Annotated in this window: 18 protein-coding genes; 5 read left to right on the forward strand and 13 right to left on the reverse strand. The window is 36.9% G+C overall.

Translation table 11 applies throughout. From position 1 onward, the window contains the following. Positions 1 to 20 precede the first annotated feature (20 nt). The gene (locus EKM64_RS01735; RefSeq protein ID WP_125674956.1) at positions 21 to 1,571 is read right to left on the reverse strand and encodes a DEAD/DEAH box helicase; all 1,551 of its coding nucleotides are present in this window, start codon (positions 1,569 to 1,571) and stop codon (positions 21 to 23) included. 80 nt (positions 1,572 to 1,651) lie between these two features. Further along, on the reverse strand, positions 1,652 to 3,016 hold the full coding sequence (locus tag EKM64_RS01740) for a UDP-N-acetylmuramoyl-tripeptide--D-alanyl-D-alanine ligase (protein ID WP_125674958.1): 1,365 nt from the start codon (positions 3,014 to 3,016) through the stop codon (positions 1,652 to 1,654). An 88-nt stretch (positions 3,017 to 3,104) separates the two neighbouring features. On the opposite strand from EKM64_RS01740, the gene EKM64_RS01745 reads away from it, so the two are divergent. After that, a complete protein-coding gene (locus EKM64_RS01745; RefSeq protein ID WP_125674960.1) occupies positions 3,105 to 4,331 on the forward strand; it encodes a multidrug efflux MFS transporter in 1,227 nt (408 codons plus the stop codon). 26 nt (positions 4,332 to 4,357) lie between these two features. Here EKM64_RS01745 and EKM64_RS01750 read toward each other — a convergent pair whose 3' ends face one another. The 6 genes from EKM64_RS01750 to EKM64_RS01775 form a co-directional block, all read right to left on the reverse strand. Continuing rightward, positions 4,358 to 4,606: a type B 50S ribosomal protein L31 gene (locus EKM64_RS01750; RefSeq protein ID WP_125674962.1), complete on the reverse strand. Its 249-nt coding sequence runs from the start codon at positions 4,604 to 4,606 to the stop codon at positions 4,358 to 4,360. 101 nt (positions 4,607 to 4,707) lie between these two features. Next, entirely contained in the window at positions 4,708 to 6,201 is a 1,494-nt protein-coding gene (gene abc-f / locus EKM64_RS01755) for a ribosomal protection-like ABC-F family protein (RefSeq protein ID WP_125674964.1), read from the reverse strand. A gap of 240 nt (positions 6,202 to 6,441) precedes the next feature. Beyond that, positions 6,442 to 7,716 carry a UDP-N-acetylglucosamine 1-carboxyvinyltransferase gene (locus EKM64_RS01760; protein ID WP_125674966.1) on the reverse strand — a complete coding sequence of 425 codons (1,275 nt, stop codon included), beginning with the start codon at positions 7,714 to 7,716 and terminating at the stop codon, positions 6,442 to 6,444. 30 nt (positions 7,717 to 7,746) lie between these two features. Beyond that, complete coding sequence (locus EKM64_RS01765; protein ID WP_125674968.1) at positions 7,747 to 9,360, reverse strand: CTP synthase; 1,614 nt, start codon at positions 9,358 to 9,360, stop codon at positions 7,747 to 7,749. A gap of 166 nt (positions 9,361 to 9,526) precedes the next feature. Then, positions 9,527 to 10,165 carry a DNA-directed RNA polymerase subunit delta gene (rpoE, locus tag EKM64_RS01770; RefSeq protein WP_125675238.1) on the reverse strand — a complete coding sequence of 213 codons (639 nt, stop codon included), beginning with the start codon at positions 10,163 to 10,165 and terminating at the stop codon, positions 9,527 to 9,529. A gap of 45 nt (positions 10,166 to 10,210) precedes the next feature. Continuing rightward, on the reverse strand, positions 10,211 to 10,651 hold the full coding sequence (locus EKM64_RS01775; RefSeq protein ID WP_125674970.1) for a DUF1934 domain-containing protein: 441 nt from the start codon (positions 10,649 to 10,651) through the stop codon (positions 10,211 to 10,213). A gap of 64 nt (positions 10,652 to 10,715) precedes the next feature. On the opposite strand from EKM64_RS01775, the gene EKM64_RS01780 reads away from it, so the two are divergent. From EKM64_RS01780 to mscL, 4 genes are all read left to right on the forward strand, one after another. Beyond that, positions 10,716 to 11,531 (forward strand): lipoate--protein ligase family protein, encoded by an 816-nt coding sequence (locus EKM64_RS01780; RefSeq protein WP_125674972.1) that lies wholly within the window; start codon positions 10,716 to 10,718, stop codon positions 11,529 to 11,531. Continuing rightward, on the forward strand, positions 11,528 to 12,862 hold the full coding sequence (locus EKM64_RS01785; RefSeq protein ID WP_225420925.1) for an HD domain-containing protein: 1,335 nt from the start codon (positions 11,528 to 11,530) through the stop codon (positions 12,860 to 12,862). Before EKM64_RS01780 ends, EKM64_RS01785 begins: the two co-directional genes overlap by 4 nt. 81 nt (positions 12,863 to 12,943) lie before the next feature. Further along, a complete protein-coding gene (locus EKM64_RS01790) occupies positions 12,944 to 14,647 on the forward strand; it encodes a glycerol-3-phosphate dehydrogenase/oxidase (RefSeq protein WP_125674974.1) in 1,704 nt (567 codons plus the stop codon). Positions 14,648 to 14,763: 116 nt separating this feature from the next. Then, complete coding sequence (gene mscL / locus EKM64_RS01795; protein WP_125674976.1) at positions 14,764 to 15,171, forward strand: large conductance mechanosensitive channel protein MscL; 408 nt, start codon at positions 14,764 to 14,766, stop codon at positions 15,169 to 15,171. Positions 15,172 to 15,342: 171 nt separating this feature from the next. Here the strand turns inward: mscL and gdhA are convergent, their stop codons facing one another. From gdhA to EKM64_RS01820, 5 genes are all read right to left on the reverse strand, one after another. Continuing rightward, positions 15,343 to 16,689, reverse strand: a complete 1,347-nt coding sequence (gene gdhA, locus EKM64_RS01800) for an NADP-specific glutamate dehydrogenase (protein ID WP_125674978.1) — start codon at positions 16,687 to 16,689, stop codon at positions 15,343 to 15,345. A 65-nt stretch (positions 16,690 to 16,754) separates the two neighbouring features. Then, positions 16,755 to 17,729 (reverse strand): ribose-phosphate diphosphokinase, encoded by a 975-nt coding sequence (locus tag EKM64_RS01805; protein WP_125674980.1) that lies wholly within the window; start codon positions 17,727 to 17,729, stop codon positions 16,755 to 16,757. A 13-nt stretch (positions 17,730 to 17,742) separates the two neighbouring features. Further along, positions 17,743 to 19,131 (reverse strand): bifunctional UDP-N-acetylglucosamine diphosphorylase/glucosamine-1-phosphate N-acetyltransferase GlmU, encoded by a 1,389-nt coding sequence (glmU, locus tag EKM64_RS01810; RefSeq protein WP_125674982.1) that lies wholly within the window; start codon positions 19,129 to 19,131, stop codon positions 17,743 to 17,745. 74 nt (positions 19,132 to 19,205) lie between these two features. Further along, a complete protein-coding gene (purR, locus tag EKM64_RS01815; RefSeq protein WP_125674984.1) occupies positions 19,206 to 20,048 on the reverse strand; it encodes a pur operon repressor in 843 nt (280 codons plus the stop codon). Between the two features lie 168 nt (positions 20,049 to 20,216). Beyond that, complete coding sequence (locus EKM64_RS01820) at positions 20,217 to 21,965, reverse strand: leucine-rich repeat domain-containing protein (protein ID WP_125674986.1); 1,749 nt, start codon at positions 21,963 to 21,965, stop codon at positions 20,217 to 20,219. Positions 21,966 to 22,072: the final 107 nt, after the last annotated feature.

Below are 22,072 nucleotides of genomic sequence, written 5' to 3' on the forward strand. Positions count from 1 at the left end.
GTATTTCTACATTCTCAAGCTTAGATTGTTGTTCTAATCTTAAATGACTTCTTTGATTGACCTTGTTTCTTCTTGTTGCCACCGTTGCCATTGCTGCCGTGACGTTTGTCACTGCTTGCATGGCTTGAGTGTCCACCACGATGATCATCATGTCTTCTTGAACGATGTTCGTCACGGCCGCCACGGTAATTACCGCCGCCGTTTCCACGATGACGTCTTCCATGACCAGACTTGTTATGACTAACTTTCCTTGATGGAAGTGGTCTCTCAGGCGCAATCTTAACTGGAACACTCTCAGCATCTTTGATCATGTCATTCAAGAGTACTTTGACAAGATCTTCAGCTGAATACTCACCTAATAATTCTGTAACGATGTCGTCGAAACGATCCATCTTATTATGAGTTAAAGTATCTTTAATTTCATCTTTAACAGATTCCATTTGACCCTTTAGAACATCATTATCTGAAGGTGGAGCAAGTGGTGTCATGCGCTTCTTAGTAAGATTTTCGATTGTACGTAAGTAACTCATTTCGTTTGGTGTAACAAATGTTACAGAGACACCTGAGTGTCCGGCACGACCTGTACGTCCAATACGATGAACATAGCTGTCAGGATCTTGAGGAATATCATAGTTATAAACATGTGATACACCAGAAATATCAAGTCCACGGGCAGCCACATCAGTAGCTACTAAGTAGTCTAATTTTCCAGATTTGAACTTACGCAAAACGCTAGTTCTTTTATCTTGTGACAAGTCACCATGAATACCTTCTGCATTATATCCACGTGCTTGCAAACCTCTTGTCAATTCGTCAACACGACGTTTTGTACGTCCGAAGATCAATGCAAGTTCTGGAGCCTGTACATCGAAGATACGTGTCATAAGGTCAAACTTCTCAAAGTCACGAGCCTTAACAAAGTATTGATCGATATTGTCAGCTGTTAATTCTTTTGACTTAATCTTAACAACTTTTGGATCTGTCATAAATTTGTCAGCAATCTTCATGATTGGCTTAGGCATTGTAGCTGAGAACAACAATGTTTGATGTTCATGAGGAACATTAGAAAGGATACTTTCGATATCCTCAACAAATCCCATGTCCAACATTTCATCGGCTTCATCTAAAACAACCGTCTTTACATTTGCTAACTTAACCGTGTGACGGTTAATGTGGTCAAGTAAACGACCTGGTGTACCAACAAGAACGTTAGGGTGATTCTTTAAAGAACGAATCTGTCTTCTAATGTCAGAGCCACCATATACTGATTGAACTCTAACTTTTTTCTTACTACCTAATTTGTATAACTCTTCTTGAGTTTGAATAGCTAACTCTCTTGTAGGTGAAATAATTAAGGCATGAATGTCACTTGAAGCCGTGTCTACTGCATCCAAGATAGGAAGTCCAAAGGCAGCTGTCTTACCTGTACCTGTTTGGGCTTGTCCAATTACGTCATCACCAGCTAATACTAGTGGAATAGTTTGTGCTTGGATGGGGGTTGTTTCTTCGAACCCGGCTTCATCAACAGCACTTAATAGTTTTGAATCTAAATTTAATTCGTTAAATTTCACAAAAATCCTCCAAGTTAAAACACGATAAAATCACAGACGTTTACTTTATCACGTTTCTCTATCATTCTCAAATGGCAAACTTAAATTAACGCATGTAAAACGTTTTCTAAATGGATTCCATGACTTGCTTTTAATAATAATGTGTCACTTGAGTTTAATTCTTTCTTTATATCATCAGTTAATTTATCTAACTGATCTTTTTGATACCAATTCAAATCGTCTGAACTGTATTTTACAGCCAGCTTGTCGGCCAAGAATTTCATATAGTCGCCGACCAAATATACTTTGGCAAAATCGTCTGAATTTATATAGTTTGCCAATGATTCGTGTAGTTCCCTAGAAGCATCGCCTAACTCTAAAATATCACCCAGTACAAGGATTCTTCTTCCTTCTGTTGGAATATTCTTGAGGTTGCTCAAAACTTCGATCACAGCGGTTGGATTAGAATTATAAACGTCACTCAAAATATCAGCACCGTTACTTGCTTTCAACCACTCAGTTCTATTTTCTGTTACATAAAGGTTCCTTAGAGCCTTCTGCATTGCTTCTGGTTTAATATGTGATTCTAGTCCAACCAATAATGCTGCAAGTGCGTTATTCACGTTATAATCGCCCATCATTGGAATTGTAAATTCAATCTCTGGCCAAAGATTAGTTTTGAAGCTCGTAGAATTTTTACCAGCATTTATTTCAGTTGCATAAAGGGTCTCATCATTCTTGCGTCCGAAAGTATACTTGCGTTGCTCAACATTTTTTGCCCGTTCTCTAAGTAAGGGTTCATCCCCGTTATATATGAATCTTCCATCTTCTTGCAAGTGTGAAACAATTTCCATCTTGGCATCAGCAATTTTGTCTCTAGTACCGAAAAATTCGATATGAGCTTCCCCAATCATCGTTATAACTGAAATATCAGGATTAGCTAAACTGCTTAGGTGTTCGATTTGGCCAGTACGATCCATACCCATCTCTACTACTAATACTTCAGTATTGATAGGCATATTCAAAATCGTATATGGAACACCGATTTCATTGTTAAAACTCTTCTGGGTCCTGGCAACGTTGTTGTTTGTTTCTAAGACACTAGCAATCATATCTTTTGTAGTCGTCTTACCATTGCTACCAGTTACTGCTATAACCTTAGGATTAACTTTTGCGAGATAGTATTTAGCCAAAGTATCAAAAGCTTCAGAAACATCCTTAACCACGACATAAGGAATATCATGATTGGGAATCTCGTGATCACTTTGCCATATTGTAGCATGCACACCATTCTCGATTGCACTGTTGATAAAATCATGACCGTCGCGCTCTCCTTTTAATGGAAAGAACAAGTCGCCAGCTTCAGCTTTACGGCTATCAAAGCAGACCCCGGTAACGTCAATATCAGCAATATCGTCAACATCTAATTTTAAAGCAGAATAAACTTCTTTTAACTTCATTTTCATGAAAAGAATTCCCCAATTCTAAAAAAATATTTAATACTGTTCATATAAAAAGAGTATACTAAAATACTTAGAAAGGACTTGATGTACTATGACTTCCCAGACAAAAGATAAACCACAGAGTAACAACTATTGGAAAAGAAATCTAAAAGTTCTCTGGTTTAGTACTTTCATGACCGGAATCGGCTTCAGTATGATTACACCCTTTATGCCATTATACATTAATCAACTAGGCAATTTAACCAAAAGCCAACTTGTGATCTGGAATGGTATGGCCTTCTCAGCGACCTTCTTAGTCATGGCGATTGCCTCTCCAATTTGGGGGAAGATTGCCGATCGTAAAGGTAGAAAATTAATGCTGATCCGTGCCGCCTTAGGAATGTCGATTGTGATCTTCTTACAAGCATTCGTCACCGCACCTTGGCAATTAGTCGCTTTAAGACTACTTCAAGGTGTCTTCTCTGGGTTCGTTAGTAACGCTAGTACCTTGATCGCATCAACTGCACCAAGATCCGAAAGCGGCAAAGCACTCGGTACCTTAAATACTGGTGTTATCTCTGGTACCTTACTAGGACCACTTGCGGGTGGTGTGATCGCACAATACCTAGGTTTTAGAATTCCATTTATGGTTACTGGATCACTGTTATTCACAGCCTTTATCCTCGTAGTCATTTTTATAAAGGAAGACTTTAAACCTGTTACTAAAGATGAAGAAGCCAGTACATCTGAAATCTTCCACAAATCTAAAAATCCAAACTTGATCCTGGCAATGTTCGTTACAACCATGATCATCCAGATGTCCAATAATTCAATCAATCCGATCATCAGTCTGTATGTTAAGCAATTGATGCATGGATCAGACAAAGTCACCCTCATTGCGGGAGTGATAGCTGCCATGCCCGGAATTGCCAATGTCATCGCTGCGCCAAGGTTTGGTGCTCTAGGCGATAAAATCGGTACAGAAAAGATTTTGATCGGTGGTTTGCTATTTGCCGTTATCGTATATATCCCACAAGCCTTCGTCACAAATGTTTGGCAACTAGGTATGTTGAGATTTTTAGTCGGTGTTTCTGATGCCTGTCTATTTCCACAAGTTCAGACTATTCTGGCAAAGAACTCTGATACGAAATATACCGGACGAATCTTTGGATACAATGCTTCATTTCAGGCTGCCGGAAATGTCTGCGGACCATTGATAGGTTCCTACATCTCCAGTATCCTAAGCTACTCTGCTGTATTCATAAGTACAAGTATCTTGGCCTTGATCAACTTCAGTTGGGTATTTTCACACATGAAGTCAAAAAAAACTAAAAAATAAAAGCCTTCCCGAGAAAGGATGGCTTTTTATTTGTTTTGCAAACCATATTTCTTGTTGAAACGGTCGATACGTCCATCTGCTTGAGCAAACTTTTGTTTACCAGTGTAGAAAGGATGTGAGTCTGATGAGATTTCAACACGAATTAGTGGATATTCGTTACCTTCGAAGTCTGTTGTTTCATTTGATTCAACTGTTGAACCAGCTAAGAACTTCTTACCTGTTGATGAGTCCATGAATACGACTTGATGGTAATCTGGATGAATTCCTGTTTTCATTCTATGTCGCTCCTTTGCCCTAAATCTTTTGCAGAAATAGAGATTAAATTTACTAACGGTGTTTAATGTTATCATGGATAGCAATAATATTCAATATAATTCTAGTTTTCCAATATTATTTTTTGATCAGATATTTCATCGATCAAGTCTTTATCATGGTCGATCAGCAGCATCGTTGGATGCTGTTTTTTTATTGCATCGACAATTTGCTGACGAGTGATAACGTCTAAAAAATTCAACGGCTCATCCCACAAATATAAATTTGCTTCTTGAGATAAACTGATTGCCAATGCGACCTTTCGTCTCTGACCTTGGCTCATACTTTCAACTGGTTGATCAAATAGATTTCTTTCAAATCCTAACTTACGCAAATTAGAAAAAATCATTTCTGGATCGATTTTCCTTTCCTCAGCAAGTTGTCTGATCTCACCAGTTAACTCATCTTCCTGAGCCAAATAAGATATTTTAATATTATTGGCGATCTTCAGTTCACCATTCTGCTTAAATGGTTGCTTAATACCTAAAATTTGTTTGAAGATGGTCGTCTTACCGATACCATTACGTCCGACTAATGAAACCACTTGATTAATCGGCACTTTGAAACTAGTTACTGGTGTCTTTAATTCATCATGGACTAATTCCAAGTTATCGACAACTACAAGGTTTTTAGGATGCGATACTGCTTGATAATTAAGTTTGATCGGTTCTTCGATCTCGATATTTTTAAGCAAGCCTTGTTTCTTTTCGATCTCCGAATCAACACGTTTAGAAACTGTCTTAGCTTTCTTCATCATCTTGGCAGCTTTGTGACTAATAAACCCCTTGTCGAGGTTAACTTTTTGTAAGCCAGTTTTATTCTTCTGCTTTTCAGATTGATTGGACCAATTTTCTCGTTTGACGGCTGTCTCATGCAGTCTTGAAATATCTTTTTGTAATTGTTCCTTTTCTTCTAACTGAGACGCATCTTGCCGACTCTTCTCTTGTTCCCAAACATCAAAGTTTCCTTTATAGATATCAATATTTTGACGATTGATCGAAATGACATGATCAATAACTTCATTCAAAAAGGTTTTATCGTGACTGATAACGATAAATCCTTGTTTACTCTTTAGATAATCAGCGACGACCTTACGTCCCTCAATATCCAAATGGTTGGTTGGTTCGTCGATCAATTGAAAGCCATAGTCATCAATAAATAGAATCGCCAGCAAAACTTTGGTCTGTTCTCCTGGACTAAGGGTCGAAAAGTCTTGCTCTAAAATGTCCGTTTTGGCTTGTAGTTTATCTAACTCCACTTCAATCTTCCAAAGATCGTAATCTTCCAAATCAGTCAATTCTTTGACGATTTCTACTGTGGGTCGATTTTTATCTGTGACGTCTTGTGGATAGTAATAGAAATTCAAGTTGGAAACAATCTTGCCCTGATATGGTAATTTACCTAATAAAATTTTCATCAAGGTTGTCTTACCACGGCCATTACGACCAATCAAACCTAGTTTCCAACTTTCATCTATTTGTAGATTAAGCGAATCAAACAAGTTGTCCACCATTTGATCATATTTATAACTCATATTTTCTATTTGAATAGTTCCCATATAGCATGCACTCCTTTGTGCATTTGACCAATTTTATTTCAACAAAAAAGAACGCTACATAAACAGCGTTCTTCCGTTTTAAATATTACAGGAAGGCGCAGTTGTAGAAATAAAGTCGAAGTCAAATTACACAGTTATTTTGTATAATTTAAAATTTCAACTTAATTTCTCAACGGCTGCACTCCCTTTCTTGTTTTAATCTAGAAATAAATTTACCAACATAATATTAATTTGTCAATATTAAATTAAATCATCTGTCCCGACTAATGCGACATCTGCTGATAAAGCACGTAATTTTTTAACAACCTGATCATATCCACGAAGAATATTTTCAGCGTTGTTTATCACAGTTTGACCATCAGCAACTAATCCAGCAATCATCAAGCAAGCTCCAGCGCGGATTTCTTCAGCTGATACCTCGGCACCTTGTAAGTGTGCTCCACCCCTAACCAAGATCAAATCATCTTCACTAGTGATATTAGCACCCATTTTATTCAATTCCGTAATATGTTTAACTCGCTTAGGATAAATGGTATCTATCACCATTGCTTCACCACTTGCTTGCATCAATAACGGCGTTATAGGCTGTTGCAGATCCGTCGCAAAACCTGGATATGGCATCGTTTTAATATTAACCGACTTTAGATTAGTTGCTTCTTTTACATAAATACTGTCTTCACCAATATCTAAGTTTACGCCCATTTCATCAAGCTTAGCGATAAAAGCATCCAAATGTTCGCTGATAATATTCTTTACTAAAATCCCACCACCATTGGCTGCAGCTAAGCTCAAATAGGTTCCTGCTTCAATGCGATCGGGAATAATTGTATGAGCATTATTTGAACGAAGGCTATCTACACCTTCAATTCGGATAGTTTCAGTACCTACACCACGGATCACTGCTCCCATGTTGTTCAAAAAAGTTGCTAAGTCAATAATCTCTGGTTCTTTTGCTGCATTTTCGATCACGGTTGTTCCTTTGGCCTTTACGGCTGCCAAAATAACATTGATAGTTGCACCAACTGAAACCATGTCTAAGAAAATCTTAGCGCCCTTCAAACCGCCGTTTGGAGTCGTAATAATGATTTGTCCATGTTTATTTTCAACATGTGCCCCAAGTGCTTCAAAGCCTTTGATATGTTGATCAATAGGACGAGGTCCAATGTCATCCCCACCGGGGAAACCTACCACTGCTTTGCCAAAACGGCCTAACATGGCACCCATAAAGTAGTATGAAGCACGCAAACTACTTACTTTACCGCTAGGCAATTCCGCAAAATGAATCTGTGTCGGATCAATCTTTAATACATCATCTTCCATTGAAGAAGAAACGTTCATATCCTGTAAAATTGAACGTAAGTTTTTAACATCTCTAATTTGTGGCACTGAATCTAATACCACAGGAGTATCTGACAAAATTGCGGCTGGGATAAGCGCTACTGTGCTATTCTTAGCGCCTCCGATCGTAACTTCACCTGATAACTTTTTCCCACCATTTATTACAAGTTTTTGCATAAGCTTTTCCCTAACTATTATTGACTAATACTACATATTTTCTTCATCAAGACCAGATGCAGCGCCGATAAACGCCTTGAATAATCCCTCTGGCTTTGTTGGTCTGGATAGGAATTCAGGATGATATTGCACAGCAATGTGAAACTTGTTTTCTGGGATCTCGATAATTTCTACCAAACGATTGTCAGGTGAAACACCAGAGAAACTTAGTCCAAGATCTTCAAATTGTTTGCGATAATCATTATTAAATTCATATCTGTGTCTGTGTCTTTCTTGGATAACTGATTGATTGCCATAAGCTTCAGCAGTCTTTGTACCTGGTTTTAATTTACATGGGTAAGCGCCCAAACGTAATGTACCACCACGGTTTTCAAGATCTTTCTTGTCAGCCATGATATCAATGATCTTATTGTCACCGTCAGCATCAACTTCACCAGTTGTGGCATCGGAAATACCGGCAACGTTTCTAGCAAATTCAATACTTGCCATCTGCATACCTAAACAAATTCCAAAGAATGGAACATCGTTTTCACGGGCATACTTAATGGTTGTGATCATTCCTTCTAGTCCGCGACTACCAAAACCGCCAGGTACTAGAAGACCATCAGCATCCTTTAGAAGTTCAGCAACGTTATCTTCTGTTATTTCGTCGGCTGAGATCTTCTTTAATTCTATATCAGTATTATATACATATCCAGCAGAACGAAGTGCTTCTGTAACAGAAATATAAGCATCTTGTAACTTTGTGTACTTACCGACCAAAGTAATCTTTGTAGTATGTTTCAAATTATGGACACGATTTACCAACTTGTTCCAGTTGCCCATGTCAGCTTCTTTAGTATTCAAGTGCAAGTAACGACATACAATATCATCAAAATCTTGTGCTTGAAGGTTCAAAGGAATATCGTAAAGTGATTCAGCATCACGTGATTCAATAACAGCTTCTGAATCAACATCACAGAATGATGCAATCTTGTCTTTCATACTTTGTGGCATTTCTTGTTCTGTACGAACAACCAAAATATTAGGTTGGATTCCGATACCACGTAGTTCTTTAACACTGTGTTGTGTTGGCTTAGTCTTCATTTCACCAGCAGCTCTTAAATATGGAACTAAAGAAGTATGGATGTAGACGACATTTTCTGAACCAACTTCTGACTTCATTTGACGCAATGCTTCAAGATATGGAAGTGATTCGATATCACCTACAGTACCACCGACTTCTGTAATGATTACATCTGAGTCTGTAGTAGTAGCAGCACGCATAATTTTTTGTTTGATCATATCTGTAATATGTGGAATAACCTGTACAGTAGCACCGTTATAATCACCACGACGTTCACGACGAATTACTTCAGAATAAATCTTTCCGGTTGTAACGTTGGAATACTTATTAAGATCATTATCGATAAATCTTTCATAGTGCCCAAGGTCAAGATCGGTTTCTGTACCATCGTTTGTTACATAAACTTCACCGTGTTGATAAGGACTCATAGTTCCTGGGTCCACATTGATATAAGGGTCAAATTTTTGCATCGTTACCTTAAGTCCGCGATTTTTTAATAATCTACCGAGGGATGCAGCAACGATACCCTTGCCAAGAGATGAAACAACTCCACCTGTAATAAAAATATATTTAGTCATATTTTCCTCCACATACTATTGCTATTTTTGAAAGGGATTTCTTAAATAAAAATAAAAAAGTCCCCTATTCACACTGAACAGGGAACTTGTAATTAGACAATCTAATAGAGCCCAAACATTATAATACTGTTATATAACTCAATCGTCAAACTTTTAATCTATAAATTTAGATGTCATCGTTTTCATCATCGTCATCGTCGTCGTCATCATCGTCTTCTTCGTTTAAGTCGATGTCTGCATCAGCGTCGTCACTGTCAAATTCAGTTAATTGACCTTCAATACCATCATCTAGACCTGTATCCTTTTCATCATCACTGTCATCATCAACAGCTAAATCAGAATTGGTGAATTTAGATAAGTCAGGACCACTTGTTGTGTCTTCACCCTCGTCATCGTCATCCATTTCATTTACTTCTAGATCACTATCGTAGTCAATTACGTCGTCATCCTCATCATCATCACTCAAGAAAGCGTTAACCTTTTGAGCTGCCTTGTGAGTATTTTCAGTTCCGTTATCCTCAGGATGATTAACTTCCTCATCAACAGAATCAAATGGATACCATTCACGCAATCCCCAGACATTTTCTCCAAGCGAGAGAAAACTGCCGTCATTATTCAAATCGGTATAAAATTGTGGAAGACCTTCTTTAATCTGATCATCAGTCTTACCTAAATAATCTTGAATTTTATTAACAATGTTAGAGAAGTTCATAGCTTCTTTGTTATTATTATCAAGGATTTCGTAGGCTACCTCAATTAGAGAAAGCTCCTCTTTATTTTGATTCTTGAATTTTTCAAGTTCCAAACGGTACACGTCCTTTCGCAGCGTCTTACTACTAATCATATCTAGCTACGCCTTAAAAATCAATCTAAACTTATAATTTCCTACTATATTATTATCGTAAATCAAGTCATAATCAATGTTTATTTTTCCTGAAAGCGGTCTATCGAGAATTTCTACTTGAGAATTTCTTGTAAAAGTCTGCAATGGCATGATTCCATACTCTGTTTGCAGATGTCCGCTATTATGTTCTTGATTCGTGAAATATAGTAATGAAGCCAAGTTTGTAGCTTCAGCAACACGCTTTAAATGAATCTCTCCGTTATCAGCGACCTTTACCATTATTTTAGCTTGATCGTTGTTTTCAAGTTTTTCGTTAAAGCGTAAATAAGTTGAACTTCCAACACGAGTTAATTTACCAAGTTCGGAAATTCTAGTATGCGTCAATTCCCCTGCTTGAGAAACCTCCATATTCAACTCTACATTTACATCTAAACTATTATTTTCCAATATATAGCGCCTCTACATGATAAAATTAAAATAACAATTATATTTAGAAGAAGTGATCCCGTCAATGAACAATACAATATTATTATACGACCAACAAATACAAAAAGATGAAGAAATGCTCAATCCATTTGCAGATACTGGAGCCATTTTGCGTTTTGTTTCCGAAAGCAAAATGCCAGTGGCCCATTTCTGGACGACACCGCCAACTGTAATTCTAGGACTGCAAGACCAACGTTTAAGTAATCTTCAAGGTGGACTAAAAAGTTTAGCCGACAAAGATTATATCTACTATGTTCGCAATTCAGGTGGTCTCGGAGTCGTAACAGATGACGGGATCTTAAATTTCACGTTATTTTTACCTGATAAAAACAATATCACAATTGACCAAGCATATGAAGAAATGCACAAAATAATGCAACATGCTTTTTCAAAAGATATTGTTACTGGTACGATCGAGCGCTCTTATTGTCCAGGAACTTATGATTTAAGTATCAATGATAAAAAGATCGCCGGTATTTCTCAACGACGTTCTGGCGATGGTGTGGCGATCATGGCCTATATCAGTATCACTGGTAATCAAAAGAAGCGTTCTCAACTCATGAAAGATTTTTATGAGATAAGTGATTATCCCGTCAACGAAAAAATCGGCTTTCCTAAGATAGATATTCACTGCATGGAAGGTCTTGATAGTTTACTGAATCAAGATTTAACGATCGACATGGCTAAGAAAAAAATTCTCGATACGATCGAACAAACATATACGATCGATCGTTCGCAATTCAATATCGTTCAAAAATCAGTTCCTTATCTCGACGCTTATCAGCAAACAATGGAAGACTTGATCTACAAAAACAATAAATTAGCGGAGGTCAATGAATGAAAATTCAAATGTTGCCAAGAGAAAAGGTCTTTCGTGACCCGATCCACAATTACATCCATGTTCAACACAAAGTTATCTTAGATTTGATCAATACTAAAGAATTTCAACGCCTGCGACGTATCAAACAATTGGGTACATCGTCATTTACTTTTCAAGGTGCTGAACATTCTCGTTTCACACACTGTATGGGTGTCTATGAAATTACTCGTCAGATCTGTGACAACTTTCAAAGAAATTACCCATCAAAAGAATCCGGCGATGGTCTTTGGAACGACGATGAGAGAATCGTTGCACTATGTGCTGCTTTATTACACGATTTAGGTCATGGTCCCTACTCCCATACCTTTGAACATATCTTTGATACTGATCACGAAATGTGGACTCAAAAAATTATCACTTCACCAGAAACGGAGATCAATCAGATCTTAAAACAAGTCTCTGATGATTTCCCTGAAAAAGTGGCTAGTGTTATCGACCATACCTATCCTAATCCACAAGTTGTACAAATGATCTCTAGTCAAATTGATGCCGATCGCATGGATTACTTATTACGTGATGCTTACTTTACTGGAACTAAATACGGTATGTTTGATCTTACAAGAATTTTACGTGTCATGCGTCCTTATAATAAAGGAATTGCCTTTGACAATGACGGTATGCACGCGGTCGAAGATTATGTGCTATGTCGTTTCCAAATGTACCAACAAATATATTTTCATCCCGTATCACGTGGTATGGAAGTTGTTTTAACTAAGTTATTGCAACGTGCAAAAGATCTATATGAACACAACCAAATGAATGGCTTTGAAATGCCCAGCCTGCTAGTTCCCTTCTTTACTGGTAACGTCAGTATCAACGACTATCTATCACTTGATGATGGAATTTTAAATACCTACTTTACGCTCTGGCAAAATTATCCGGATGAGATCCTCAAAGATCTTGCATACCGATTCTTAAGTCGTAAACCATTTAAGTCGGCCCAATACAATTCTGATACCAAAGAAAAATTACCTGAATTGGCTGATTTAGTTGAGAGTGCTGGTTTTGATAAAGATTATTACACAGCCATCAACACTAGTTTTGATTTGCCATATGATATTTACAATCCCAGACAGCACAAACGTAAAACTCAAATTGAGATCATGCAAGATGATGGTTCCTTGATTGAACTTTCAACGATTAGCCGTTTAGTCAATGCTCTAACTGGAAAGATCAGTGGAGATGAAAGATTCTATTTTCCTAAATCCATGATAGTAGAACATTCAAACGATATCTTTAGTGACCATTATCGAGCATTTAAAGGTCATATCCATAACGATATGATCGTTTAATTTTATTTCAGTTTGAAACGCTTTCAACTTTTGGCTTATTTTAATAGAATGTAATTATAATCTTCAAGGAGGAGCTTATTTATGAAAGAATTTTCAAATACGACTCGAATCGATAATTTGAAATCTATGCAAGATCAAGAATTAGATCTTTTGGTCATTGGTGGCGGAATAACTGGTAGTGGTATTGCCCTTGACGCCCAGACCCGTGGTCTCAAAACTGGACTCTTGGAAATGCGTGATTTTGCTTCTGGTACTTCTAGCCGTTCAACTAAATTAGTTCACGGCGGCTTGCGTTATTTGAAACAAGCAGCAATTAATGAAGTTCATGAAGTTGGGAGTGAACGTGCCATTGTTTATAACAATGCTCCACAGATCACTACTCCCTTAAAAATGATGCTCCCCTTTTATTATGGTGGAACATTTGGACCATTCACCACTTCGATCGGTTTAGATGTTTATGACCGTTTAGCTCAAGTAAAGTCGTCTGAACGTAAATATATGCTTGATCCCAAAAAGACTTTAGAGAGAGAACCATATATCAAAGGTGAAAATCTCAAAGGTTCAGGTGTCTATGTCGAATATCGTACTGACGACGCTAGACTAACTTTGGAAGTGGTTAAGAAAGCTAATGAAGAAGGTTCCTTGATTGCTAATTACACCAAAGTAACTGGATTATTATACGACAGTCAAAACAAAGTCTGTGGGGTCATATTCAAAGATTTAATTTCCGGTACTACTGGTGAAATATTCGCCAAAAAAATTGTTAATGCCTGCGGACCTTGGGTCGATGAGATCAGAGAAATGGATGGTTCAAATGTCGGCAAACACTTGCATCTAACAAAAGGTATCCATTTAGTTATTGATCACGAGAAATTTCCGATTTCAAACTCCATTTATTTCGATACACCATTCCACGATAATAGAATGATGTTTGCCATCCCTCGTGAAGGTAAAACTTACATTGGAACAACTGATACGACTTGGAATGAAGATCCTAAAGAACCAGATATCACAGTTAGAGATGTCACCTATATTCTAGCTGCTGCCAATCAGATGTTCGATCTTCCGCAAGCATTGACACCAGAAGATGTTGAATCTGGTTGGTCAGGCGTTCGTCCTTTGATCCAAGAGGAAGGTAAGTCACCTTCTGAAATATCTCGTAAAGATGAAATATTCCAGTCAAATTCCAATCTACTTTCAATTGCTGGCGGCAAACTAACTGGTTATCGTAAAATGGCTGAAAAAATTGTCGATCTCGTAGCACATCAATTAGATGATGAGGGCGACTATGAATATAAACCCGTTCAGACAGAGAATTTAACTCTATCAGGTGGTGATGTTGGCGGTGATTCAGGCTGGTTATCATTCTACGATAAAATGGCTCAAGAAGGTGTCGTAAACTATGATCTCGAACGTGAAGAAGCTGAACAACTGGTTCAAAGATATGGATCAAATATTTTAACCGTTTATAAACTTCTATCAAAAGATGCCTCAAAGGATAATTTACCTAGGATCGATTGGGCAATGTTACAGTATGGACTTCAATTTGAAATGGTTGAACATCCTATCGACTATCTTTTACGTCGCAGCAGCCAAATGTTATTTGATATTGAACACGAAAAAGAAATCCAGGCACCTGTTATCGACTACATGTCCGATTTTTATCATTGGGATGTTGACACAAAGCAAGCTATGACTGATGAAGCAAACAAGAAATTACACCTCACTGAATTACGTGATGTTAAAAATGCATACAAAGAACATATCGCAAAAATTACTGAATAAATAAATTTAAATAAAATTCTGATTACATCCCCTTTTAAAAACTTAAAAATATAGTAAAGTTGTTGTTGTACTTTTAATCAACAATAAAGTAACAACGAAGAAGGAGATTGCGCGACATGTTCAAGGAATTTCAAGAATTCATTTCTCGTGGTAGTGTTGTTGACCTTGCTGTTGGTGTTATCGTCGGTGCAGCTTTTAATAGTTTAGTATCGGCTTTGACTACCTATATTCTTAATCCATTGATCGGTCTATTTATTGGTCAAATTGACCTAACAGATATGAAATTTCAATTTTTAGGCGCAACATTTCTAATTGGTGACTTCATAAATGCCCTCATCAACTTTTTGATCATTATGTTTGTGATCTTTATGATCGTCAAATTAATGAACAAAATGCGTCGTGATGGTTCAAGAAGTAAATTTGACGAAAACGTCGAAGAAACTGATCCACAACTAGAATATTTGCAACAGATCCGTGATTTATTAAGATATCAACAACGAAACGACCATAATAGAAGATATTAGAACAAAACAAGATAGTGGAACAAAACATGTTCAACTTTCAAGTATTAAAAAGAGGCACTGTAATCCAAAATTGGATTACAGTGCCTCTTTATTTTAAGCGGAAAAAGTTTTGCTTTAACATACGTTTATGCCACAAGCTTGAGAAATATTGTGATTATGTTAAAGCTATTTTTATACTAACCCTTGTTGATACATGGCACGGGCGACCTTTTCAAATCCGGCAATATTAGCACCAGCTTGATAGTCGTCACCAAGATCATACTCTTTAGCAGCTTGGGCCGATTTAGCATAGATACTTTCCATGATATTTTTCAGTAACTTATCTACCTCTTCAAAAGTCCATGCTAATCTTTCACTGTTTTGACTCATTTCCAAGGCAGATACAGCAACACCACCAGCGTTAGCGGCCTTCCCTGGGGCATAAATGATCTTATGCTTCTTATAAGTTGTAATTGCTTCAGGTGTACTTGGCATATTCGCACCTTCAGCAACGTACTTAACGCCATTAACTGCCATCAAACCAGCTTGTTTTTCGTTGATTTCATTTTGTGTAGCACATGGTAAAGCAATATCATAATTAATATCCAGATCCCAGACTGAATCTAATGAATATGTAGCAGTTTCAACACGTTTAACATATTCGCTGATACGTCCACGTTCGACTTCTTTGATTTGCTTGATAACATCAAGATCAATTCCGTTAGGATCAAAAATACAACCATCAGAATCTGACATGGTTACAACTTTGGCACCCAATTCAGTAGCTTTTTGCAAAGCATAGATAGCCACATTACCTGATCCAGATATTTTAATTTTCTTACCAGCCAACTTATCACTTTGTCCATTCAACAAAGCATTAAGATAATAAATCAAACCAAAACCAGTCGCCTCAGTTCTGGCCAAACTACCACCATAATCTAGTCCCTTGCCAGTTAAAATACCTGGTTTTGAGCCATTAAGACGTTTGTATTGTCCATAAAGAAAGCCAATCTCACGTCCACCAACACCAATATCACCAGCAGGAACATCAAGATCTGGGCCGATATACTTTTGCAATTCGGTCATAAAGCTTTGACAAAAACGCATGATCTCAGAATCTGATTTACCTTTAGAATTGAAATCACTACCACCTTTACCTCCACCTATAGGAAGTCCAGTTAAACTATTTTTGAAGATCTGCTCAAACCCTAAGAATTTAACGATACTCAAGTTAACGCTAGGATGTAATCTCAATCCACCCTTGTAAGGTCCAATAGTTGAATTATATTGAACACGAAAGCCACGATTTACTTTAAAAGAACCATCATCTGCTTGCCAAGGAATTCTAAATTGAAATACTCGTTCTGGTTCGATCAATGATCCAAGAATATTACGTTTAATATATTCTGGATGACGTTCTAAAACTGGTTTTAAATTATCCAAAACTTCAAAGGCAGCTTCTTTAAATTCAATTTGATTTGGATCTCTTTGTTCGATCGTATTTTTTAGATCTTCAAGATATGTATTGACTTCTTCCATGTATGTTCCCTACCTTTATTCATTTTAGTTAGCAAAAAAGAACGGAAAAATTCCGTTCTTTTAATCTAGTTACGTTTGAAACGTGTATCAAATAATGGACTAACTGGTTCATTTTCATGAATACGGCGAATTGCATCACCGATTAATGGTCCAACTGAAACTTGTACCATCTTATCGATTATTCTGTCTTTTGGTAGATTAATTGAATCTGTAACGATCAATTGCTTAATTGGTGAAGCTTCAATTCTTTCAATAGCTGGGCCAGAAAGGATCGGATGTGTACAACATGCATAAACTTCAGTAGCACCAGCATCGATCAATGCTTGTGATGCTAAAGAAATTGTACCAGCTGTATCGATCATATCATCAATAATGATGGCACGTTTGCCTTTGACATTACCAATAATATTCATAACTTCAGCCACATTAGCACGAGGTCTTCTCTTATCAATAATAGCAATCGGTGTCTTCAAAAATTCAGCAAGTTTTCTGGCACGTGTAACACCACCATGATCGGGTGAAACGACTACGGCGCCCTCTTCTAAATGATTTGATAAGAAATAATCGGCCAATAATGGAGCACCCATCAAATGATCAACAGGAATATCAAAGAATCCTTGAATTTGTGCAGCATGGAGATCAAGCGCAAGAACTCTGTCGGCTCCGGCACGTTGTAGCATGTTAGCGACTAATTTAGCAGTGATAGGTTCACGTGAACGTGACTTTCTATCTTGTCTTGCATAACCATAGTATGGAATAACAACATTGATAACATGAGCTGAAGCACGCTTTAAGGCGTCGATCATGATCAACAATTCCATCAAGTTATCGTTAACTGGAGCTGAAGTTGATTGAACTAGGAACACTTCCGCACCACGAATACTTTCTTCAATATTGATTTGAATTTCACCGTCACTAAAACGTGTAACGGATGACTTACCTAAAGGAAGTCCAACTTCCTCAGCAATTTTCTCCGCTAGAGGTTTGTTCGAATTCAATGCAAAAATTTTAATCGGTCTATCACTCATTTGATATGACATTAATCTTCCACCCTTATTTCCAATCTTCACTATTTGATAGTGGTAATCTGTTCCAAAAATCTTCTTTGTTTGTTTGACGCTGTCTTGCTATTGCCATGGCATGCTTAGGAATGTCACTAGTAATGGTTGAACCAGCAGCAATAAATGAATGGTCTGCCATTTCAACCGGAGCGATAATATTAGAATTGCTGCCGATGAATGAATGGTTGCCAATATTACTGTGCCACTTCTTAACACCATCATAATTAACAAAGACGACTCCACAGCCAACGTTAATATCGGTTCCTAATGTAGCATCACCAACATAAGTTAGATGTCCTACTTTAGTACGATCACCGATTTTAGCATTCTTCACTTCACAAAAATTACCAATATGAACATCTTGTCCAATTTCTGCTTTAGGACGTAAGTGAGAATTAGGACCCAAATCACTGCCTTTATGCATAATTGCACTTTCAACAGTGGAACTAATGATCTTAACGTTATCTTCAATTGTAGCATCTTCAAGTCTAGAACCTGAACCGATCAAACAATCGGAACCGATCTTTGTCTGACCAGAGATCTTAACATTTGGTTCAATAACTGTATCGTTACCTATTTTTACACCGTAATCAATGTAAGTATTATCAGGATCAACTAATGTCACACCATCACGCATGTGTACTTCATTAATTCTCTTACGCATTAATTTTTCGGCCTCTGACAAAGCGATCCGATCATTAACCCCAATTGATTGACTAAAGTCATTCATTTGGTAGGCAGCAACTTTTTTACCTTGTTCTTTGAGGATGGACGCAACATCTGGTAAATAGTATTCACCTTGAGCATTATTATTCTTTACTTCATGTAAACTCTTGAATAACAATTCATTATCAAAGCAATAAATCCCAGTGTTAACTTCATGTATTTCTTTTTCTGCTTCTGTTGCATCTCTTTCTTCGACGATTTTAGAAACACTGCCATCGTCTTCACGAACGATTCTTCCATAACTGAAAGGTTCATCTGCAGCAGCAGTCAAAATTGTAGCTGCTGCATGTTCTTTTTCGTGGTAGTTAAATAGGTTTTCAAAAGTTTCGGCTGTGAATAATGGTGTATCGCCACTAACAACAAGCGTCATTCCCTTTTTAGTACCCAAATCTTTTTCAGTCTGCAAAACTGCATGAGCTGTTCCAAGTTGTTCCTTTTGTAGAACATAGTTTGTACGGTCTTTTAAAAGATCTTCAACTTTTTCAGCACCAGTACCGATCACAGTTTCAATCAAGTCAGGTTTTAATTGCTCAACTTGTGTCATCACATGATCAACCATTGCCTTACCAGCAACTGGTTGCAAAACTTTATAAAGCTTAGACTTCATTCTTGTGCCTTTACCGGCCGCAAGAATTATTACATAACGATTTGACATCGGAAACTCCTTTTCAGTCATTCAAATATCCTTATATATAATAGCATTTTTATTCCATTATGCTCAATTAGGATTTACTCAAAATAACTGAAATCGGTTTTAGTCAAGTAGTCGCCCGGTTCAATCCTAATTATTTTATTATTTGTATCGATATTTTCAACTTTAAAAATTGAAGTAACATTCTTATCTCGTAATTCTTGATCCATTTTAATATTTTCCGCAAAAACAGTTGCTCCAACAAAAATTGCATTGAATTCAGATATCAGACTGCGCATACCATTGATCGTACCGCCGCCTTTCATGAAATCATCAACTACTAAAACTCTGGAACCTTCATCTAAGCTACGTTTAGATAACTCCATTTTTTCAATTCTATCTGATGAACCAGACGCATAGTTGACACTAATAGTCGATCCTTCAGTTATTTTAGAATCACGTCTAACAATAACAAACGGAATATTCAAAAAGCTGGCAACACTTTGAGCAATTGGAATTCCCTTAGTAGCGACGGTCATGACCACATCAATAGAACTTTGCGAATATTGAGTAGCAATCATACGACCGATCGTTCTCAACAAGTTTGGTTCCGCTAATAGATCCGTTAAGTATAGATAACCCCCTGGTAAAATACGACTAGGCTCAACCAGGCGCTTAGAAGTTTCTTCAATAAACTCGGTTGCTTCTCGCTTAGAAATACCAGGTGTGAATATTACTCCACCACCAGCACCAGGCAATGTTTCCAAAACTCCGATCCCTCTGATCATAAATGTTCTTCTTAAAATCCCCAGATCTTCCGAAATGGACGACTTAGCTGATTCAAAGCGTTTAGCAAAAAATGCTAAAGAAATAAGCGTATGTGGGCGTTCTAATAAGTAGCGTGTCATGTCGATTAAACGTTCGCTTCTTCGTGTTTTCATCTTTTTTCTCCTCAAAAACGTGTTCTATTTAAAATTATAATGTAAATAATGCACTAATTCACTTATTTTCCATCAATTAATTAAGTTTTTCAAGAACTTTCGGAGAATTTTACGAATAAAAAAAGTCTGTAAAAATTAAATTACAATTTTTACAGACTTGATAGAGTTTTAATTAAGAGTAACTTGACTTGCTGGTACCCATTCATTAGTCGAAACCCGATACATTGTCTCTCCATTGATCGTTGCTGTTTTATCAGTTAAAAATGCTGAATTTGCAGCTAAACCACGATCCGATTTATTACCATTATCACGATACAGTGTGGCATCCGAATTAATCGTCAGTACACCACTAACGGGTGTAATTTCTAAGATCTGATCAGCCGCTACCCATTCATTGGTAGAGACACGATACTGTTTAACACCATTTATATATGTATAACGATCCGATTGCCAGTCAGTTGTTTGTGCCAACCCACGGTTTGAACTGTTACCACTCAGATTAGACAGGGTTTTGATTGAGTCTGAATTAGTTTGTATTATTCCTGAATACTCAAAATATTCTGAAACATCGCTTTCTTTGACCCACTCATCATCGCCTACTTGATAGTATGCCACACCATCAACAACACTCTTCTTAGTAGTAGTAAAATCTGTCACACCACTGAGAACTTTGTCAGAGGTCTTATTACCATTAGCATCATAAATTGCAATTGAATCGGTTTTCTTACTAGTTAGTAACATTTCGTCAATTTCTGATACGTCACCAGTGTTTGATCCATTATTATTGTCGCCTGAATTGTTACCACCAGTGTTGTTGTCTTTTTCTACTGTAACTTCTGCAGTACCAGTTAACCCTGGATAATCTTTGGATGTATAAGTTACCCAATATAAACCTTCTGTACTTGTGTCCAGATCATCAGTGTTAACATCAAAATCATCAATTGTTAATTCGCCATTAAAAGGATCCGTTGCACTTTCAAATCCAAGTTCATTATTCCAAGTGTCGCCAACCTTCATAGAAACTAGTTTTGTCGTCACATTACCATCACCAATTACATATGGTTGAGTAACGGTCATTTTAACTACTTGATCCTTTCCGTTACTGTTAACTGTCTCATTGAAATTAATTGTTAAAGTATCACTGTCTGTAATATTTGAAACTGAAACAACATTTGAATCATTATCCACTCCAACCTCGGCATTACTACCCCTAATACTTGCCGTTGCATCAGAGATCGTTCCACCAGAACTTAGATAATCGTTTAAATCTATCTTAAAATTATTCTTACTTAATTCTTTCGAATCTTCAGTTATTGTTTGTGGTGACATAACTAATATTGCAACAGTTGGTATACTATCTAAAGTACTAAAATCAGTTATATGATTTTGTGCAATTTGTAAATCAGATAAATTTGTCAATGATTTTAGCGGTGAAATATCACTAATGTTATCTGATTGCATATGAAGATAAGTTAAACCATTCATATTTTCCAAAGGACTTAAATCTGTCAAATTTGGATTATTATTTATCGACAAACGTGTCAGATTCAAGTCTTTCAATGGTGTCAAATCGGTTATTTTATTGAATCCTAAATCTAATTTTGTGATATTTGTTGCATATTGTAATCCGGAAATGTCTGTAATTCCCTTCATTACCAATTCTAATCCTAAACCAGGTGGATCAGATAATTCGCTAAGACTTTCCTTTGTTACTTCACTAGTATCCGAAAAATACCCCGTTGAAACCAGTGCAGTTTTTAGGCTTTCAGAAATACCATCTGCATCAACATCATCACTTGATGTTTTAGCTGTACTACTCACAGTGGCAGCCTGAATAATTGGTACGTTGATTATCGAACTTGTTAAAAGTGCTCCTGCAGCAAGTCCCACAGCAATCAAGTTTATACTTTTCTTCATGTCTATATGTCCTACTTTCTCACGTGATTACGTTTTCATAAATTATATTATACAGATAAATATCAGTTTGACTTATCAATATATTTAAATATATTTTTCGGATTTCG

The sequence above is a fragment of the Companilactobacillus keshanensis genome, from assembly GCF_003946205.1.
GTDB lineage: Bacteria > Bacillota > Bacilli > Lactobacillales > Lactobacillaceae > Companilactobacillus > Companilactobacillus keshanensis.

What these genes read in the sequence shown, in the direction of transcription:
- EKM64_RS01765 (WP_125674968.1), bottom strand. Translation starts at nt 9,360, where the DNA reads ATGACTAAATATATTTTTATTACAGGTGGAGTTGTTTCATCTCTTGGC.
- EKM64_RS01790 (WP_125674974.1), top strand. Translation starts at nt 12,944, where the DNA reads ATGAAAGAATTTTCAAATACGACTCGAATCGATAATTTGAAATCTATG.
- EKM64_RS01805 (WP_125674980.1), bottom strand. Translation starts at nt 17,729, where the DNA reads ATGTCATATCAAATGAGTGATAGACCGATTAAAATTTTTGCATTGAAT.
- EKM64_RS01750 (WP_125674962.1), bottom strand. Translation starts at nt 4,606, where the DNA reads ATGAAAACAGGAATTCATCCAGATTACCATCAAGTCGTATTCATGGAC.
- glmU (WP_125674982.1), bottom strand. Translation starts at nt 19,131, where the DNA reads ATGTCAAATCGTTATGTAATAATTCTTGCGGCCGGTAAAGGCACAAGA.
- gdhA (WP_125674978.1), bottom strand. Translation starts at nt 16,689, where the DNA reads ATGGAAGAAGTCAATACATATCTTGAAGATCTAAAAAATACGATCGAA.
- EKM64_RS01785 (WP_225420925.1), top strand. Translation starts at nt 11,528, where the DNA reads ATGAAAATTCAAATGTTGCCAAGAGAAAAGGTCTTTCGTGACCCGATC.
- EKM64_RS01780 (WP_125674972.1), top strand. Translation starts at nt 10,716, where the DNA reads ATGAACAATACAATATTATTATACGACCAACAAATACAAAAAGATGAA.
- purR (WP_125674984.1), bottom strand. Translation starts at nt 20,048, where the DNA reads ATGAAAACACGAAGAAGCGAACGTTTAATCGACATGACACGCTACTTA.
- EKM64_RS01820 (WP_125674986.1), bottom strand. Translation starts at nt 21,965, where the DNA reads ATGAAGAAAAGTATAAACTTGATTGCTGTGGGACTTGCTGCAGGAGCA.
- mscL (WP_125674976.1), top strand. Translation starts at nt 14,764, where the DNA reads ATGTTCAAGGAATTTCAAGAATTCATTTCTCGTGGTAGTGTTGTTGAC.
- EKM64_RS01745 (WP_125674960.1), top strand. Translation starts at nt 3,105, where the DNA reads ATGACTTCCCAGACAAAAGATAAACCACAGAGTAACAACTATTGGAAA.
- EKM64_RS01760 (WP_125674966.1), bottom strand. Translation starts at nt 7,716, where the DNA reads ATGCAAAAACTTGTAATAAATGGTGGGAAAAAGTTATCAGGTGAAGTT.
- abc-f (WP_125674964.1), bottom strand. Translation starts at nt 6,201, where the DNA reads ATGGGAACTATTCAAATAGAAAATATGAGTTATAAATATGATCAAATG.
- EKM64_RS01740 (WP_125674958.1), bottom strand. Translation starts at nt 3,016, where the DNA reads ATGAAAATGAAGTTAAAAGAAGTTTATTCTGCTTTAAAATTAGATGTT.